This window comes from Gemella sanguinis ATCC 700632, from assembly GCF_000701685.1.
GTDB lineage: Bacteria > Bacillota > Bacilli > Staphylococcales > Gemellaceae > Gemella > Gemella sanguinis.
Genome location: NZ_JNJO01000009.1, coordinates 78,772 through 97,837, shown reverse-complemented (window position 1 = coordinate 97,837; position 19,066 = coordinate 78,772). Strand labels below are relative to the sequence as shown.

At 30.3% G+C, this 19,066-nt stretch carries 18 protein-coding genes; 14 read left to right on the top strand and 4 right to left on the bottom strand.

Annotated features, from left to right (window positions below):
• Nucleotides 1-228: 228 nt before the first annotated feature.
• From T369_RS0105690 to T369_RS0105680, 3 genes are all read right to left on the bottom strand, one after another.
• Entirely contained in the window at nucleotides 229-1,020 is a 792-nt protein-coding gene (locus T369_RS0105690; RefSeq protein WP_031552850.1) for a metal ABC transporter permease, read from the bottom strand.
• A complete protein-coding gene (locus tag T369_RS0105685; protein ID WP_031552847.1) occupies nucleotides 1,013-1,720 on the bottom strand; it encodes an ATP-binding cassette domain-containing protein in 708 nt (235 codons plus the stop codon). The genes T369_RS0105690 and T369_RS0105685 overlap by 8 nt, the downstream gene beginning before the upstream one ends.
• Before the next feature lie 134 nt (nucleotides 1,721-1,854).
• Nucleotides 1,855-2,886 carry a metal ABC transporter solute-binding protein, Zn/Mn family gene (locus T369_RS0105680; protein WP_031552846.1) on the bottom strand — a complete coding sequence of 344 codons (1,032 nt, stop codon included), beginning with the start codon at nucleotides 2,884-2,886 and terminating at the stop codon, nucleotides 1,855-1,857.
• A gap of 333 nt (nucleotides 2,887-3,219) precedes the next feature.
• Between T369_RS0105680 and rpsB the strand changes: the two genes are divergently transcribed.
• From rpsB to T369_RS0105635, 9 genes are all read left to right on the top strand, one after another.
• Complete coding sequence (gene rpsB / locus T369_RS0105675) at nucleotides 3,220-3,954, top strand: 30S ribosomal protein S2 (protein ID WP_006364205.1); 735 nt, start codon at nucleotides 3,220-3,222, stop codon at nucleotides 3,952-3,954.
• A 41-nt stretch (nucleotides 3,955-3,995) separates the two neighbouring features.
• On the top strand, nucleotides 3,996-4,883 hold the full coding sequence (gene tsf, locus T369_RS0105670) for a translation elongation factor Ts (protein WP_031552843.1): 888 nt from the start codon (nucleotides 3,996-3,998) through the stop codon (nucleotides 4,881-4,883).
• Between the two features lie 234 nt (nucleotides 4,884-5,117).
• Nucleotides 5,118-5,831 carry a UMP kinase gene (pyrH, locus tag T369_RS0105665; RefSeq protein ID WP_031552840.1) on the top strand — a complete coding sequence of 238 codons (714 nt, stop codon included), beginning with the start codon at nucleotides 5,118-5,120 and terminating at the stop codon, nucleotides 5,829-5,831.
• A 27-nt stretch (nucleotides 5,832-5,858) separates the two neighbouring features.
• Nucleotides 5,859-6,416: a ribosome recycling factor gene (gene frr, locus T369_RS0105660; protein WP_006364202.1), complete on the top strand. Its 558-nt coding sequence runs from the start codon at nucleotides 5,859-5,861 to the stop codon at nucleotides 6,414-6,416.
• A gap of 4 nt (nucleotides 6,417-6,420) precedes the next feature.
• A complete protein-coding gene (locus T369_RS0105655) occupies nucleotides 6,421-6,630 on the top strand; it encodes a DUF896 domain-containing protein (protein ID WP_031552837.1) in 210 nt (69 codons plus the stop codon).
• A 3-nt stretch (nucleotides 6,631-6,633) separates the two neighbouring features.
• Nucleotides 6,634-6,879, top strand: a complete 246-nt coding sequence (locus T369_RS0105650; RefSeq protein WP_006364200.1) for a YneF family protein — start codon at nucleotides 6,634-6,636, stop codon at nucleotides 6,877-6,879.
• Between the two features lie 133 nt (nucleotides 6,880-7,012).
• Nucleotides 7,013-7,912 (top strand): RluA family pseudouridine synthase, encoded by a 900-nt coding sequence (locus T369_RS0105645; RefSeq protein ID WP_031552833.1) that lies wholly within the window; start codon nucleotides 7,013-7,015, stop codon nucleotides 7,910-7,912.
• A 98-nt stretch (nucleotides 7,913-8,010) separates the two neighbouring features.
• On the top strand, nucleotides 8,011-8,877 hold the full coding sequence (gene fba / locus T369_RS0105640) for a class II fructose-1,6-bisphosphate aldolase (protein WP_031552830.1): 867 nt from the start codon (nucleotides 8,011-8,013) through the stop codon (nucleotides 8,875-8,877).
• Nucleotides 8,878-8,957: 80 nt separating this feature from the next.
• On the top strand, nucleotides 8,958-9,995 hold the full coding sequence (locus tag T369_RS0105635; protein WP_031552827.1) for a M42 family metallopeptidase: 1,038 nt from the start codon (nucleotides 8,958-8,960) through the stop codon (nucleotides 9,993-9,995).
• Between the two features lie 59 nt (nucleotides 9,996-10,054).
• On the opposite strand, the gene T369_RS0105630 is transcribed toward T369_RS0105635, so the two are convergent.
• Complete coding sequence (locus T369_RS0105630) at nucleotides 10,055-11,428, bottom strand: glycine--tRNA ligase (protein ID WP_031552823.1); 1,374 nt, start codon at nucleotides 11,426-11,428, stop codon at nucleotides 10,055-10,057.
• 367 nt (nucleotides 11,429-11,795) lie between these two features.
• On the opposite strand from T369_RS0105630, the gene T369_RS0105625 reads away from it, so the two are divergent.
• The 5 genes from T369_RS0105625 to T369_RS0105605 all read left to right on the top strand — a co-directional run bounded on the left by T369_RS0105625 (nucleotide 11,796) and on the right by T369_RS0105605 (nucleotide 19,065).
• A complete protein-coding gene (locus tag T369_RS0105625) occupies nucleotides 11,796-12,500 on the top strand; it encodes a CPBP family intramembrane glutamic endopeptidase (RefSeq protein WP_031552820.1) in 705 nt (234 codons plus the stop codon).
• Nucleotides 12,501-12,508: 8 nt separating this feature from the next.
• Nucleotides 12,509-13,660 carry an MFS transporter gene (locus T369_RS0105620; RefSeq protein WP_031552817.1) on the top strand — a complete coding sequence of 384 codons (1,152 nt, stop codon included), beginning with the start codon at nucleotides 12,509-12,511 and terminating at the stop codon, nucleotides 13,658-13,660.
• Nucleotides 13,661-13,881: 221 nt separating this feature from the next.
• Nucleotides 13,882-14,358, top strand: a complete 477-nt coding sequence (purE, locus tag T369_RS0105615) for a 5-(carboxyamino)imidazole ribonucleotide mutase (protein WP_006364193.1) — start codon at nucleotides 13,882-13,884, stop codon at nucleotides 14,356-14,358.
• Nucleotides 14,355-15,398 carry a 5-(carboxyamino)imidazole ribonucleotide synthase gene (locus T369_RS0105610; RefSeq protein WP_031552813.1) on the top strand — a complete coding sequence of 348 codons (1,044 nt, stop codon included), beginning with the start codon at nucleotides 14,355-14,357 and terminating at the stop codon, nucleotides 15,396-15,398. The genes purE and T369_RS0105610 overlap by 4 nt, the downstream gene beginning before the upstream one ends.
• A complete protein-coding gene (locus tag T369_RS0105605) occupies nucleotides 15,391-19,065 on the top strand; it encodes a phosphoribosylformylglycinamidine synthase (protein WP_031552810.1) in 3,675 nt (1,224 codons plus the stop codon). The genes T369_RS0105610 and T369_RS0105605 overlap by 8 nt, the downstream gene beginning before the upstream one ends.
• Nucleotide 19,066 lies beyond the last annotated feature (1 nt).

Sequence of the window (19,066 nt, the reverse complement as noted above, 5' to 3'; positions counted from 1 at the left end):
CTAAACAAAATCACGGATACAGGTATGCACAATATAGAGGAAAAGCCAAAGTACAGTCGTACGCTTGGCTGTCTTGTTGCGTTCAAAATATGAAAACAATAGCATTAAGAGAGGTATAAAACCTCTTAATACTACTAAATTTTTGCCTTAAGGCTTATTTTTTTTGAAAAAAAATACCATAACATCAATACTAGCTTGATATTTCGGTATTTTTGTCAACAATCTGTTTTATTTTTTAAGATTAAAATATCCTAAACTGATAAAATAGAATAGTCCTTCAATACTGGCAATAAAGAATGTAGTGGGTAGAGAGGTATAATAAGATAATGCAATACCTGCCCATGTACCAATAAGTGCAAATGTAATAGAAATTGCTATCATATATCCTACCTTATTAGTTAAATATCTAGCCGCACTTGCAGGAACAGTAAGTAAAACAAACATAAGTAATGCCCCAACTACAGGAACTGTAATACTTGTTGCTACTGACAATAGAACCAAGAAGAATATTGATATTAATTTACTATTTAAACCAAGTGCTTTAGCTCCAATTGAATCGAATGAATCAAATTTAATTTTTCTATAAAATATAGAAAGTAAAATTATAACTGTTAAAGCTAAAGTGAATATTAACTTAACATCATCTCTTGTTATAGAAACTACACTACCAAATAAAATACTGTTTACATAGCTTGTACTCTTAGGTGTAAGTGATAAGAAAAGTAAACCTAAGCCTAAGAAAATACCTAACATAACACTGACAGTTGCTTCTCTACGGAACGCTTTCACACTAAGGTGACCTACTAAATATGACATTGTTATTGTAAAAATAAGTAGCCCATATATAGGATTTATTCCTAAGAAAACTGCGAATGCAGCCCCAGCAAAACCAACGTGCGATAGTGTGTGTGAAATAAATGACATATTTCTTGCCATTACAAATACTCCTATATAGCCAGCCATAATAGAGACTATTGTTCCGGCTATAAATGCATTTTGCATAAAATCATAATTAAGCATAACTGTTATCTCCTACATAATGTTTACAAAGTTTTAGATTATCTTTTTCATTATTATAGTCTTTAATACTTATAAATTTAAAACAATCGTCTTCTAAGTACAGAATCTTATCGACATATTTTTCATCTATTAAAGAAAGCTCATGAGTTATACAAAGAGTAATAATATTTTCACTTTTTGTAACTTCACGAACTAATGACATGCATTCAACTTCACTTGTTTTATCAAGATTTGAAGTAAACTCATCTAAAAGTAATAAATTTGGCTTATTTACTAATGCTTGGGATAAAAATGCTCTCTGTCTTTCTCCACCAGATAAAGTACCAATGGATTTTTTCTTTTGTTTTAATGAATTTGTTAATTCTAGTACTTCATGAATTCTTTGTTTTTCTTTTTTATTAAGCCAAGGGACTATCTTATTTGATAGGGGAAGGGCAACAAAATCTTCAACTGATAAAGGTAATTCTTCGTCGATTTGGCGAAACTGTGGAACATAACCAAAATTAGCTTTTTCATCAAGTTGAATATTTTGAGTTTTATTTATATTTTCTAATATATTATTAAGTAATGTTGTTTTTCCAACACCATTTTTTCCAACTATTGCAATTACTTCTCCAGAATTACAACTAAATGAAATATTATTTAATATTATTTTCTCTCCAATACGATATGAGAGGTTTATTATGTTTAGTTTAGTCATAAATACTCCTATGTTATAGATTTGCTATATTATATTAGTAATTATATATAATAACATTTTATGTGCTAAAAAAGAAGAGATACGATTTAGAATCTCTTCTTTATATTATACTACATATTTACTAGATGTGAAGATTATTTTTTTTCATCTTCTTTTTTATCTTTGTCATTGTGATTATGGTCGTGTCCTTCATGTGAGTGAGAATGACCTTCGTGTGAATGACTATGTTCTTCTTCAGCACCTTCAACGTGATATGCTTTTTCACCTGAACCACCATTTAAGATTTCTTCAAGTTTGTTATATTGATCTAACATCCATTCAATATAAGTTTTCCCGTCTGGCTGAGTTTCAGTAACATTTAGTACAGGTACTTTATTTTCTTCAGCAAGAGTTATCAGACCTTCTACAGTTTTATTAGTTGTTTGAACATTATTAATAATTAATGAGATTTTTTTAGATTTAATTTGTTCTTGAATATTTTTTAAATCTTGAGGAGAAGGGTCGTTTCCTTCTTCAGTAGCTTGTGCTAATTTTTTAACTTCATCTGATGTTTGGAAGCCAAGTGAATCAACAGCATATTCAAATACTGGCTCTGTAGTTAATACTTGTTTACCATTTGCTTTCTCTTTTAATGATTTAATTTTATCAGTTACTTTTGATAGTTCTTTTTTATAGCTATCTCTATTTTTTTCGTAAAACTCTTTATTTGCTGAATCTTTTTCAGTAAGAACTTTAGTAAGCTCATCAGCTACTTTAGACATGACTTCTGGGTTATACCAGATATGCTCATTATCACCATCTTTTAAATTAAGTAATTTAGCACCATCAATCTTTGTGATATTTTTATTATTATCAGTAAGTTTTTCAAACCAAGAGTCATAACCACCACCATTTAAAATAGCAACAGATGAGTCAGAAACTTTTTTTGCATCTTGAGCTGTAGGTTCGAAGTCGTGTGGATCTACAGAAGAAGAACTAATAATAGATGAAACTTCTGCTTTATCTCCTGCGATACTTTTTGCAACTTCTGCGTAAAAGTTAACTGATGTTACAATCTTTATCTTTTCCCCAGAAGATGAGTTGTTAGAATTAGATTTACTTGAGCAGCCTACTAATACAAGGGCAAAAGCTGTAAATACTGCAAGTAATTTGAATAGTTTATTCATAAAAAATATATCCTCCTTTATTTCGTAATAATTACGGTCTACTAAATTATAATACTAAAATGATAAAAAATCAATATATTAATCGAAATAATTTTGATTAAGAGATAAGAAATTATAGAAAAATTATAGAATAGAGTTTAACAATCCAATATTTTATTAGTAAAAACACTATAAAACTCTTGATTTTTACTTGCTAATGCTTTATAATTAATAAAGTTGAGTAAAAGTCAACAAAAAATAAAACACACGACATTTGAGTAGCTGCTCGGTGCATTTATGTTTGCAGTAGTCTTAGAGAATGTCGGAGGAAAAAACCAAGGAGGAAAATAACTTATGGCAGTTATTTCAATGAAACAATTATTAGAAGCTGGTGTACACTTTGGACACCAAACAAGAAGATGGAACCCTAAAATGGATAAATACATCTTCACAGAAAGAAACGGTATCTACATTATCGACTTACAAAAAACAGTTAAGAAAGTAGATGAAGCATACGAATTCGTAAAATCAGTTGCTGATCAAGGCGGAAAAATGTTATTCGTAGGTACTAAAAAACAAGCACAAGATGCTATTAAAGAAGAAGCTGAAAGAAGTGGTCAATACTACATTAATCACCGTTGGTTAGGTGGAACTTTAACTAACTACAAAACAATTAAAGGTCGTATTGATAGAATCGCTGAAATTGAAAAAATGGAAGCAGATGGAGTATTCGAAGTACTTCCTAAAAAAGAAGTTATTGAATTAAGAAAAGAATACGATAAATTAAACAAATTCCTAGGTGGAATCAGAGACATGAAAGGAATGCCTGATGCAATTTTTGTAGTTGATCCTAAAAAAGAACACAACGCAATTGCTGAAGCTAAAAAACTAGGAATTCCTGTAGTAGGTATCGTAGATACTAACTGTGATCCAGATGATGTTGATTACGTAATTCCTGCAAACGATGATGCTATTCGTGCAGTTAAATTATTAACATCTAAAATGGCAGATGCATTCGTAGCTTACAACGAAGGTAACATCGAAGAAGCTGAAGAAGTTGTTGAAGAAGTAGAAGCAACAGAAGAATAATTTTAAACAAAAAAATAATATAATAACGGAGGCAAATCAAAATGGCACAAATTACAGCTAGTTTGGTAAAAGAATTAAGAGAACGTACTGGTGCTGGTATGATGGACTGTAAAAAAGCACTAACACAAACAGATGGAAATATCGAAGCAGCAATCGATTACCTAAGAGAAAATGGTATCGCAAAAGCAGCTAAAAAAGCTGATAGAATCGCTGCAGAAGGTCTTTCTTACATCGAGGTTAAAGGTAACAAAGCTGTTATCTTAGAAATCAACTCAGAAACTGACTTCGTTGCTAAAAACGAAAAATTCGTTGCTTTAGTAAAAAATGTTGCAAATGCAATTTTAGCAGCTGAACCTAAATCTTTAGAAGAAGCTCTTCAAGTACAAGCTGAAGGTGGAACTGTTGAAGCAGTAATCAACGAAGGTATTGCTACAATTGGTGAAAAACTTTCATTAAGAAGATTTGAAGTTGTTTCTAAAACAGATGCAGATGCATTTGGTGCATACTCTCACATGGGAGGAAGAATTGGAGTTCTTACTCTTGTTGAAGGAAGCACTGATGAACAAGCGGCTAAAGATGTTGCAATGCACATCGCAGCTTTAGCTCCTAGATACTTAGACGAAAGTGAAGTACCAGCTGATGTACTTGAACATGAGAAAAAAGTATTAACTGAGCAAGCTTTAAATGAAGGAAAACCAGCTAATATCGTTGAAAAAATGATCGTTGGTAGAATTAATAAATTCCTTGAAGAAATCACAGTTGTTAAACAAAAATTTGTTAAAGATGATAGCTTAACAGTTGAAAAATTTGTAGCATCAAAAGGTGGAAAACTTGCTAAATTCGTAAGATACGAAGTTGGTGAAGGTATCGAGAAAAGAGAAGATAACTTTGCTGAAGAAGTAATGAGCCAAGTTAACTCTAGTAAATAATTTTTTCTAATATAATAGAAAAGAAGGGGCTTACTCAGAGGTTCCCAAAAAATAAATGTTTATTTATAGGTAAATAGACGCAGTAGTTTATTGATTTTCAAAATTGAAAAACTAGTAAACCTTGCGGGGGTGAGTCGACAAAATTAGATTTAATGAAATCAGGATTTTTTGACCCACCCCTTTTTTAAGAAAGTAGTTAAAGCAATTATGTCTGTATTTTATAGGAGGATAAAAATGGCTACTAAATATAAAAGAGTTTTATTTAAACTTAGTGGAGAAGCACTTGCGGGTGGAAAAGGATTCGGAATCGATTCAGAAGTTGTTACTAAAATAACATCTCAAATTGAAAAAGTTGTTAAACAAGGTGTTGAAGTTGCAATAGTTGTCGGTGGTGGAAATATTTGGCGTGGAAAAACTGGTGAAGAACTAGGTATGGAACGTGCCACTGCAGACTCTATGGGGATGCTAGCAACTGTTATGAACTCATTAGCACTACAAGATTCATTAGAACAAAAGGATGTAGCTACGCGAGTTCTAACTTCTGTAGAAATGAAGGCTATGGCAGAACCATATATTAGAAGACGTGCAATTAGACATTTAGAAAAAGGACGTGTTGTAATTTTTGCAGCAGGAATTGGGAATCCATATTTCTCTACAGATACTACAGCAGCATTAAGAGCTAAAGAAATTGGTGCTGAAGCTATCCTTATGGGTAAAAATGGTGTAGATGGTGTTTATTCTGCAGATCCAAAAGTAGACAAAACTGCAACTAAATATGATAAACTTTCATATATGGATATAATGAATAAAGGATTAACAATTATGGACTCTACAGCCATTACATTCTGTATGGATAATCAATTACCAATTATTGTCTTTTCTATAGATGATGCAGATAATATTGTAAAAGTTGTTTCTGAAGATAATTTAGGAACAATTATTGAGTAAATAAAGATAAATTAGGAGTATTGAATTATGCCTGAGCAAATAATGAATAACTTAAATGAAAGAATGGAAAAAGCTATTGCTAATTTACGTCGTGAATTAGCTTCAATCAGAGCTGGTAAAGCAAGCGCATCTGTTCTTGATAGATTAACTGTAGATTATTATGGAGTTGCAACTCCAATAAATCAAGTTGCTGGAATTTCTGTACCAGAACCTAAAATGTTAGTAATTTCACCTTATGAAAAAACACTTTTAGGTGATATAGAAAAAGCTATCCAAGCATCAGATTTAGGTTTAAACCCTGCCAATGATGGGACTGTAATTAGAATAGTTTTCCCAGCTTTAACAGAGGAAAGAAGAAAAGAATTAGCTAAGCTAGTTGGTAAAGAATCTGAAGGAGCAAAAGTAGCTGTAAGAAATGTTCGTCGTGATGCTATGGATTCAATGAAAAAATTAGAAAAAGCGTCTCAAATTACTGAAGATGACTTAAAAGGATATTCAGATGATATTCAAAAAGCTACAGATAAATATGTTGCTGAAATTGATAAAGTAACAAAAGAAAAACAAGATGAATTAATGAGTGTATAATATTATGGAAATGACAGAAATTATTGAAAAAATTAATTCTTTAAATGCTTTAAAAAAAGAAAGAGAATTAACTTCAGAAGAATCTGAAGAATTAGCAAAATATAGACAATTATATTTACAAAACTTTAAAGCTAATATGAGAAACATATTAGAAAATACAAAAGTAATAAATGAAGATGGAGAAGACATAACTCCTAAGAAGAAAGGAAAATAGACTATGAGTGCAACAACAATTACGATTTTAGTAGGGGCAGTATGTTTACTACTTGGTGTTGTAGGAGGTTTCTATCTTGCAAGACGTAATTTTATGAACTATATGGAAAAAAATCCTCAAATTAATGAAGAAATGGTTATGAGTATGATGAGCCAAATGGGGCAAAAACCATCTCGTAAGAAAATTAACCAAGTAATGAGCAATATGCAAAAAGCTCAACAACAAGCTAGAAAACAAGCTAAAAAATAATATACTAAAATAATTAAGAGTTTATCATATAAAATTAACTTGAATTTTATTGATATACTCTTATTTTTTGCTTATTAGTTTACTTTTCAACTAAATTCAGATAAGATTATATAGTAAAACAAAGGAGGAAGTAATGGAAACGAAAGAAATTATTTATGCTTCACCAAAAAGTGAGAGAATCGATAAATTTTTACAAAATGAACTTTCTGATTTATCAAGAACAAATATTCAAAATTTAATATCAGAAGGTTATATTAAAGTAGATGGAAATACAGTAAAAACTAATTATAAATTAAAAGAATCAAATGTTATTACGATAGATTATAAAGAACCTGAAGAATTAGATGTTGTTAAGCAAGATATACCTGTTGATATTATCTATGAAGATAATGATTTATTAATTGTGAATAAACCAAAAGGTATGGTTGTGCATCCATCAGCTGGTCACAAAGATGGAACATTGGTAAACGCTCTGTTATATCATTGTGAACTTTCAAGTATAAATGGTACTATTAGACCTGGAATTGTTCATAGGATCGATAAAGATACTTCAGGATTATTAATAGTCGCTAAAAATGATAAAGCTCATGTGAAATTATCAGAAATGATTGCTAATAAAGAAGTTAAGAGAAAATACTATGCTTTAGTTCATGGTAGTATAAAACATGATTATGGAACTATAGATGCTCCAATAGCAAGAAATCCAAAAGAAAGAAAAGAAATGGCAGTAATTGATGAAGGAAAACCATCTATTACACATTTTAAAGTTATCGATAGATTTGAAAGATATACTCTAATAGAATGTGAATTAGAAACAGGAAGAACACATCAAATTAGAGTACATATGAAATATATTAATCATCCATTAGTTGGTGATCCAGTATATGGACCAAGAAAAACACTAAATACTAATGGGCAATCATTGCATTCTAAGAGCATTGAATTCAATCACCCTATTACTGGTGAACATCTTTATTTTGAGACAGAAATACCTTCATATATGGTAGATACTATGGCAAAATTAGATAAATAATACACTGAATTGAAAAATATTATAGAAAAAGGTTTATTTTTTCTCAAAAATATAGTATCATAATATATAGTAAGTAGTTATTTAAGGAGGACAATAACATGGTATTAGTACCAGCAAAAGACATGCTTGTAAAAGCAAGAAAAGAAGGATATGCAGTAGGGCATTTCAACATCAACAACTTAGAATGGACAAAAGCTATTTTAGCAGCTTGTGAAGAAGCAAAAAGTCCAGTAATCTTAGGAGTAAGTGAAGGGGCAGCTAAATATATGACTGGCTTCAAAACTGTTGCTGCTATGGTTAAAGCTATGGTTGAAGAAATGGGAATCACAGTTCCTGTTGCACTACACTTAGACCACGGTTCTTACGAAGGGACTAAAAAAGCTATCGAAGCTGGATTTAGTTCAGTAATGTTCGATGGATCTCACTATCCATTTGAAGAAAACATTGAAAAATCAAAAGAAATGATTGCTTTAGCTCACGAAAAAGGAATCTCAATCGAGTGTGAAGTAGGTTCAATCGGTGGAGAAGAAGACGGAGTAATCGGTAGTGGTGAATTAGCTGATCCTCAAGAATGTAAAACAATGGCTAAATTAGGAATTGACTTCCTTGCAGCTGGAATTGGTAACATTCACGGTAAATACCCAGAAAACTGGGCAGGATTAAGCTTTGAAACATTAGAAAACATTTCAAATGTAACTGGTGGTATTCCATTAGTATTACACGGTGGTTCAGGTATTCCAACTGATCAAATCCAAAAAGCTATCTCTCTAGGAGTATCTAAAGTTAATGTTAATACTGAATGTCAATTAGCATTTGCTGAAGCTACAAGAAAATATATTGAAGAAGGTGGAGATCTAAAACCTAAAGGATTCGACCCTCGTAAATTATTAAACCCTGGATATGAAGCAATTAAAGCTATGGTTCATTCAAAAATTGATATTTTTGGTTCAAGAAACAAAGCATAATAACTACGCAATATTAAGACTCATGCTTTGCATGGGTCTTTTTTTAAAATTAATAAATATATTTTCAAGGGGGTTTCTTTATGAAAGAGACAATTAATTATTTAAAAAAACTAACTAGTATAGTTTCTCCTACTGGATATACTAAAGAAGTTGGTGATTATTTAGTAGAAGAGGTCGAAAAACTAGGTTATAAAGCAGTTAGAGCTAATAAAGGTGGAGTAAATATAACTGTTGAAGGTAAGGATAATACTAAGCATCGTGTCGTTACAGCGCACGTAGATACTTTAGGTGCAATGGTTAGAGCAATAAAAGATGATGGAAGATTAAAACTAGCTAAAGTAGGTGGATTCCCATGGAATATGATAGAAGGGGAAAACTGTGAAGTACATATTGCAAGTAATGGAAAAAAAGTATCTGGAACAATTTTAGTTCATCAAACTAGTACTCATGTTTATAAAGATGCAGGAACTGTTGAACGTACTGAAGATAATATGGAAGTTAGATTAGATGAAAAAGTTACAAATGCAGAAGAAACACGTGCTTTAGGAATTGATGTTGGAGATTTTATAAGTTTTGATCCTAGAACTATTATAACTGAAACAGGATTTATTAAAAGTAGATTTTTAGATGATAAGGTTAGTGCGGCAATTTTATTAGACTTATTAAGAAAATATAAAGAAGAAAATATTCAATTACCACATACTACTCATTTTATGTTCAGTTGTTTTGAAGAAGTAGGGCATGGAGCTAACTCTAGTATCCCAGAAGAAACAGTTGAATATCTAGCTGTTGATATGGGAGCAATGGGAGACGATCAACAAACTGATGAATATACTGTTTCAATCTGCGTTAAAGATGCAACAGGGCCATATCATTATGAGTTTCGTCAACATCTAGTAAAATTAGCTAACGAAAAAGAAATCCCTTATAAATTAGATATTTATCCATATTATGGTAGTGATGCTTCTGCAGCTATGAGTGCTGGAGCTGAAGTTAAACACGCGCTTCTTGGTGCAGGAATTGAATCTAGTCATTCATATGAAAGAACACATATTGATTCAGTAGAAGCTACACACCGTATGGTAGATGCTTACTTACAAAGTGATTTAGTAAAATAAAACTTAGTAATAAAGACAAAAATACCGATAAGTAGTTAATGCTTATCGGTATTTTAATATTAGAATTTTGTTTTTTCTGTTAGATATTGTTTAAGTTCTGAAATAGGCATACGTACTTGTTCCATAGAATCTCTATCACGAACTGTAACCATACCATCATTTTCTGATTCAAAATCATAAGTAATACAGAAAGGAGTACCAACTTCATCTTGTCTTCTATAACGTTTACCGATAGAACCAGTTTCATCGAAATCTACCATAAAGTCTTGAGCTAGTTCTTGGTATACTTTAGTAGCTTGCTCACTTAATTTTTTAGAAAGTGGTAGTATTGCTGCTTTATAAGGAGCAATAGCTGGGTGGAATTTTAATACTGTACGAGTATCTCCTTCACCAACTTCTTCTTCATTGTAAGCATCACATAAAAATGCTAAAAGAACACGGTCAACACCTACAGATGGTTCGATACAATATGGAATGTATTTTTCATTTGTTTGTAGATTTTGATATGTTAAATCTTGACCAGAGTGTTGCATATGCTGTTTTAAATCATAATCAGTTCTTGAAGCAATCCCCCATAGTTCACCCCAACCAAATGGGAATCTAAATTCGATATCAGTTGTAGCGTTAGAATAGTGAGATAACTCTTCTTTTTCATGGTCACGTAGACGGATATTTTCTTTAGTCATTCCTAAATTTAATAACCAGTTTTCGCAGTTATCTTTCCATATTTTATGCCATTCTAATTCTGTACCAGGTTCACAAAAGAACTCTAATTCCATTTGTTCAAATTCTCTTGTTCTGAAAATAAAGTTACCTGGAGTAATCTCATTACGGAATGATTTACCAATTTGTCCAATACCAAATGGTAATTTTTTACGCATACTACGTTGAACATTTTTAAAGTTAACGAAAATACCTTGTGCTGTTTCAGGTCTTAGATAAACAACACTTGTTGAGTTTTCAACAACACCTTGGTTTGTTTTGAACATAAGATTAAATTGACGGATATTAGTGTAATCATGACTTCCACACTCTGGACATTTGATATTTTCTCTTTCGATAATAGCTTCTAGCTCTTCAAATGGTAAACCATCTACAATAATATCTTCATTTTTTTCGTTGAAGTAGTATTCTTCAATTAATTTATCAGCACGTAAACGTGATTTACATACTTTACAGTCTAGCATTGGATCACTAAAGTTACCTACGTGCCCAGATGCTTCCCATGTACGTGGGTTCATAAATATTGCAGCATCTAGTCCTACGTTATAAGGTGATTCTTGAATGAATTTTTTCCACCAAGCTTTTTTAATATTATTTTTTAATTCGATTCCTAATGGACCATAATCCCAAGTGTTTGCTAATCCACCATAAATTTCTGATCCTTGAAAAACAAATCCTCTATTTTTTGCCAAAGATAAAATCTTCTCCATGTTAAATTCCTCCTTAAAATAAATAGTCCCTAGATATACCGAAGTATATCTAGGGACGAATAATCTCCGCGGTTCCACCCTGATTAGTAAAAACTCATCTTTTTATATTGAATTGTAACTATTAATATGCCAAGATTTTTGTTGAACTTTCACCATCATCAACTCGCTTTCTTATATTTATTCTAACATTTTATGTAAAAACATTCAAGAAAAAATTTAATTAATTTAAAATTTTTAAAAAATGTAAGATGAATTTCAGTGGTATTTCAATAAGAAAAGATTTATTGGTAAGCTATATTTATATATGTATTGTATTAGTAAAGTTATAATGATATAATTAAAATATTAAATTTAAAGAGGAGGGCTTATGAGAATTTCGTTACAAAGAGGAAATATTGTTTATTTATTATTAAGTGGTCTAGTATACTTTTTTGCTGTTTATATAGCACCGCTAATTTTACCAAGAACATTAAGTATTGGCTCAAGAATTATTATTACTGTAATAATTGCTTTACTAGCAACATTTATTATGATTGCTTATGCAACTAAGGTGAAAAATGATATAGACAGAAAGGATAGAAAACATAGTTTTCTTGTAATTTTTGCTATTGGCCTAATAGGGTTTATAGCAATGATGATATTACAAGCATTGATTAATGCTTTTCTACAATATTTATCACAGTTTTTACATTTTCAACCTAATAGTCAAAATACTGCAAATGTTGTACAGATAGTAAATTCATACCCGATTTTTATTTTATATGTTGTTGTATTAGGTCCGATAATGGAAGAATTATTTTTTAGAAAAGCAGTTTTTGGCTATTTTTATGATATATTAATTGGGAGTAAAGAATGGATAAGATTCTTTATACCCGCATTATTAACTGGAATTTTATTTGCTATTCCACATGATGGTTTTACTCCTTTAATGTTAATATATATAGCAATGTCATTTGTATTCAGTTATTTATACAAAGTTACAAATAGAATCGTTACTCCTATGATTGCTCATATTAGTATGAATGGACTAGTAATGTTTGTTCAAATAATGATGCATGGTAGTGGAATGTAGGAGGAAGTATGTCATCAAAATCATGGTTATCAACAAACTATTTCTTACAGTTTGCTGTCAATGGACTATATTTACCATTCTGGATATTATACTTAACATCTGTAAAAAACTTATCTGTATTAGAAGCTAGTTCTATTTTTTCAATGTTATATCTAGCAAGATTTTTAAGTGGTATATTTTTAAGCCCTTATTTATTGAAAAAATTTAGTATGAATTTAGCACTGAAAATTACAGTTATCAGTGGTGTAATATTAGCCGCAAGTTATGGATTTACAAATGATAAATTTTTACTAACAATTATAACTTTTATGTTCGGATTACTATATTTTACTGTAGCACCCTTTATTGAAAGTTTAGCATCACTATTTTTAAAAGAAGAAAATGTAGATTATGGTAAGGCTAGAACATATGGTTCTCTTAGTTTTACAATTATAGGTATTTTAGTTGGTGGAGTAGTAGGATATCTGGGAGCTGAATCACTTTATTATATATTAATATTTTTAGTAACTATTTATTCTATATTTATGTTTTTACCACAACCTAATTTAGTTAAAACTTTAGGAAAAGAATCAATTAAAACCAATAAGAAAGAAAAGTTATATAGTTGGGTGTTAAAAGATAAAAACGCATTTTTATTAATATTAGTCGTTTTTATATACCAATTATCACATACTGCTTATAATAATTATAATGCAATATACTTAGATAGTATGAATATTTCAGCTAAATGGATTTCAGGTTTAATATTAAATATTTCAGTAATAGCAGAGATATTATTCTTTATTTTTTCAAAAAAAATAGTAAGTAAAATTAAACCAACTTCCTTATTGATATTTTCAGGTATAGCTGCAACAGTTCGATGGGTAATGATAGCAATATTCCATAATATATATATATTTACGTTAATGCAAACATTACATGCTTTAACTTTTGCTGCAGCACATATTGCTTTTATACTAATTTTGGATAAAAGATATAATAGAGAGAAAATAATTGATATGCAAAACCTGTATACTGCGATTTGTTTTCAATTAAGTATGACAGTTGGTTTGTATATAATGGGGGCAATATGGGATTTTAATACGTCATATGTATTTTATGTATCAGCAATTTTTGCATTAATCGGTACAATTGTTGCCACTAGAATAGAAGAAGTATAAAAAGATAAAATCATAGTATATGATTTTATCTTTTTTTTATTGTTAAGATTAAGATGTAAAATTTATGAAATTTAATAAAAAAATTCGATTTCTATTTATGTTTATACTTGAAAAATATAAATCAAAGGAGTATAATGAAAATATAAACGGACGTTACAATTAAATTCTTCCTTATGAAGCTTTAAAAAACGAACTTTAAATACAAAAAAGGAGCTTAATGTATGAAAATAGCAGTTATAATGGGTTCGAATTCGGATTATACAACCATGATTGAAACATGTAAATTATTAGATGAATTTGAAATTCCATACGACAAGAAAGTTGTTAGTGCACACAGAACACCGGATTTACTTGTTGAATTTTCTAAGAATGCTAGAAGAAATGGATACAGTTTAATTATTGCAGCTGCAGGAGGAGCAGCACATCTTCCTGGAATGGTGGCTTCTATGACTACATTACCAGTTATTGGAGTACCTATTAAATCGAGTGTTTTAAGTGGTGTAGATTCCCTATATTCTATTGTTCAAATGCCAGCTGGTGTTCCAGTTTTAACTATGGCAATAGGTGTAGCTGGTGCTAAAAATGCAGCAATCAGTGCTTTATCAATTTTAGGTATTAACGATGAAAAATATGCTAATAAGTATAAAGAGTTTAAACAAGAACAAGAAAGAATAGTATTGGAAGAAATGAAATTATGATAAAAACAATATTACCAGGACAAACTATAGGAATAATTGGTGGTGGACAGCTAGGTAGAATGTTAGCTATGAGCGCCAAAGAAATGGGATATAAAATTGCTATTTTAGACCCAAGCCCAGATTGCTGTGCTAGAATTTTTAGCGATAAATTTATAGAAGCTAACTTTGATGACTATAAGAAGATAGAAGAGTTATGCAAGATAAGTGATGTAATTACTTTTGAGTTTGAAAATATTGATACTGATAGTTTAGCTAAGCTCGAAAAAGAGTATAATTTTGTACAGAGTTCAGATGTTTTAAGAACTACTCAACATAGGTACTATGAAAAAGAATTTGCAAGAAAGTTAGATATCCCAACAGTTAATTATATTCATGTTGAAGATAACACAGATATTGATATAAACCAGACTTATTTAATGAAAACTTTGAGATTTGGTTATGATGGAAAAGGGCAAAAGAAAATATCTAAAAAAGAGGAGATAGAATCTCAAACAATATTAGAAGAGTTTATTTCGTTAGATAAAGAAATTTCTGTTGTAGCATCCAAAGATAAGTATGAAGTGCAAATAATAGCAGTAGTTGAAAATGAACATAGGAATAATATCTTATATAGATCAAAAGTACCAACAACTGCAACAAGTGATCAAGAAAAACTGGCAATAGAATATACTAAAAGAATTCTTGAAAACATTGAATATTATGGTGTTTTAACTGTTGAATTTTTTATTAGTAATGGAAAAGTCGTCTTTAACGAGATAGCACCTCGTGTTCATAATTCAGGACATATTACAATGCAGTCTGCAACAAAAAGTCAATTTAGAGCACATATTGAAGCTATTTGTGGACTAAGAGTTGGAAAGATAGAAAATAGAGAAACTACTTTATATAACATCCTTGGCCAGGATGAAGATTATTTTAAAGATTTAATTACTAAGAAACAAGGATATTTACACTTGTACGAGAAAGAACCAAGGCTAAATAGAAAGATTGGGCATATAAATTTTTACGGAAATGTTATTTTAGGAGGTAATGATGAGTAACAAGAGAATTTTTGTAAGGAAACGTGAAGGATATAATAAGGAAGAATTACAGCTTAAGGAATCTCTGAATGTTGAGTATTCTTTAGGTTTAGATTCTGTTGAAATATATGTAATTTATGATATTTATAATATTGATGAAGAAACATACAAACTAGCTAAAACTTCTGTATTTTCTGAAGTTGTTGTTGATGATGTTTTTGAAAGTATTGATTTAGAGGACGGGAAGTACTTTGCTTATGAAGTTTTACCTGCGCAATATGATCAAAGAGCTGATAGTGCAACTCAGTGTTTGAAGTTGTTGAACTCTAAAAGTGAAGCAACTGTTAGAAGTGGTAAGCTAGTTATTTTTAATAAAAAATTAACTAATGAACAATTAAAAATGATTGAAGAATATCTGGTTAACCCAATAGAAGCGCGTGTTAAGGATTTAAGTGTATTAGAGTTTACTTTAAATACTGAACCTAAACCTTTAAAAGAATTAACAGGTTTTCTAGATTATTCGAAAGAGAAACTTGAAGAATTAAAAAAAGAATTTTCTTTAGCTATGAATATTGAAGATTTAGAGTTTATTCAAAAATATTTTAGAACAGAAGGACGCATACCAACAGAAACTGAAATTTATGTTCTTGACTGTTACTGGAGTGATCACTGTAGACATACTACTTTTGAGACAGTACTAGATGATGTAAAAATTGAATCTGAACTATTTAGAAAAGAAATGCAAGATGCCTATGATTACTACTTAAAAGTTAGAGATGAACTAGGTAGAAATGATAAGCCTGTTACTTTAATGGATATGGCTAGTATTATTGGTAAATATCATGTAGGTATTTTGAAAGATGAAAATATTGAAGTAAGTGAAGAAATTAATGCATGTTCATTCTTTACTACAATTAATAATAAAGGAAGAGACGAACGTTGGTTAATTCAATTTAAAAATGAAACTCATAACCATCCAAGTGAAATCGAGCCATTTGGTGGTGCAAGTACTTGTATAGGTGGAGCAATAAGAGATCCACTTTCTGGACGTAGTTATGTGTATCAAGCTATGCGTATATCAGGTAGTGGTAATATACTACAAAAAAGAGAAGATACATTAAAACATAAATTACCTCAAGTTGAAATAGCTAAAGGAACTGCACACGGAAATTCATCATATGGAAATCAAATTGGACTTGCAACAACATTTGTTAGAGAAATATATGATGATAGTTATGTAGCTAAACATATGGAAGTTGGAGCAGTTGTAGGAGCAGTAAAAGAAGGTGATTATAAACGAGAAACTTTAGTTGCTGGTGATATTGTTGTAATGATTGGTGGTAGAACAGGTCGTGATGGTATTCAAGGAGCTAGTGGTTCTAGTGTGGAACATACTAATGATTCTCTAGAGACTATGTCTAGTCAGGTGCAAAAAGGTAATGCACCAGAGGAAAGAAAACTTCAAAGACTTTTTAGAAAACCTGAAGTTACAAGATTAATAAAAAAATGTAACGATTTTGGAGCTGGTGGTGTTTGTGTTTCTATTGGAGAATTATCAGATGGAATTGAAATTCATTTAGATAAAGTATTAACAAAATATAATGGATTAAATGCTACAGAGCTTGCAACAAGTGAATCACAAGAAAGAATGTCAGTTGCTATAGACAAAAAAGATTATGATGCTTTTGTTAAAGAGTGCGAAAAAGAAAATATTGAATATGCTCATGTGGCAACTGTAACAGATAGACGAAGATTAGAGATGTATTACTACGATGAAAAAGTAGTTGATATGAGTGCTGATTTCTTAGAAACTAGTGGTGTAAGACAACATACGAAAGCTAGATTAGTTGATAATAAATCTAATAATCCATTCGAGAATAAAGAAGTTAATCGTAAAAACATTTTATCAGAATTAGGAGAGTTAAATGTAACTTGTCAAAAAGGTTTAGCATCTAAATTTGATTCATCTATTGGTGTTTCAACTGTACTAATGCCTTTTGCTGGAAAACATAAACTTACACCAGTTCAAGCTAGTGTTCAAGCATTACCTACACTTCATTCAACTAGTGATACTGCAACTATTTTAACTTATGGATTTATACCAAAAATATCTCACTATTCACCATTCTTATCATCAATTTATGCTGTACTAGAATCAGTAGCAAAAGTATATGCAGTTGGTGGGACAAAAGAGAGTTTATATTTCTCATTCCAAGAGTATTTCGAAAAACTTGGTAAAGATGAAACTAAATGGGGTAAAGTTACTCAAAGTTTACTAGGAAGTATTTATGCTCAACAAGAAATTGGACGTCCAAGTATAGGTGGAAAAGATAGTATGTCAGGTACTTTTAATGATTTAAATGTAGTAGAGACTTTAATTTCATTTGCATGTGCTCCAGTTAAAATTAATGATGTTATAACTCCAGAATTAAAAACTGTTGGGAACAAACTTTATTATATTCCAGTAGTTAAAGATGAAAAAGGTTATCCAAATATTGCTAGCACAATAGACAACTATGAATTAGTTCATAAATATATTAAAGAAGGTAAAATTGTATCTGCTTATGTCCAAGAAGAAGGTAGTTTAGCCGCTTCATTAGTTAAAATGTCATTAGGTAATGACTTAGGTTTTGAGGTGAATAAAGAAAATATACTTAATTTTGATCCAGCTTCAATAGTAGTAGAATCAAATTCAGATTTACCTTTTGAAGAAATAGGTAAAGTAAGTAATAGAATAATTATAAATAATGAAGTATTCATGCATAAGGATATTTATGATGCATACACTTCTACATTGAATGAAATATATCCTATTTATCAAAATGAGGATAAAGGAACAGTAGAGAACTTACATACTGAAAATATTGAACGTAAATATTATCCAGAATATATTGAAGAAGTTAAAGTAGTAATTCCAGTATTCCCAGGAACAAACTGTGAATATGATAGTGAAAAAGCATTTATAGATGCCGGTGCTACCCCAACAACAGTTGTTATAAGAAATACAAGAGAAAATGATATAGAAGAATCAATTGATGAATTTGTAAATGAAATTAGAAAATCTCATATTATAATGTTCCCAGGTGGTTTTTCAAGTGGTGATGAACCTGATGGTAGTGCAAAATATATTGTTAACTTCTTAAAAAATAAAAAAGTTAAAGAAGCTATACATCAACACTTAGCTGATAAAAAATTAATACTAGGTATCTGTAACGGATTCCAAGCTTTACTTAAATCAGGATTACTTCCATACGGAGAAGTACGTGAATTAGATAAAGAGGACCTAACTTTATACAGAAATGATAGTTACGAACATATTTCAACAACTGCCTTTACTAGAGTCTCAAATACAAATTCACCTTGGCTACAGGATTTTAATATCGGTGATGAGCATGAGATAGTATTTAGTCATGGTGAAGGGAAAGTAGTAGGATTAAATATTGATAAATTTAAACATCTAATAGCATTCCAATACTGTGATTTTAATGGTAATGCTACATTAAATGGTAAATTCAATCCAAATGGTTCATTATTGGCAGTTGAAGGATTAGTAAGTGAAGATGGATTAATATTAGGAAAAATGGGTCATAGCGAAAGATACGGTGATACTTTATACAAAACAAATACAATAAAAGTTAAGCAAGATATCTTTAAAAATGGTGTGAATTATTTCAAAGGGGAAAAATAAA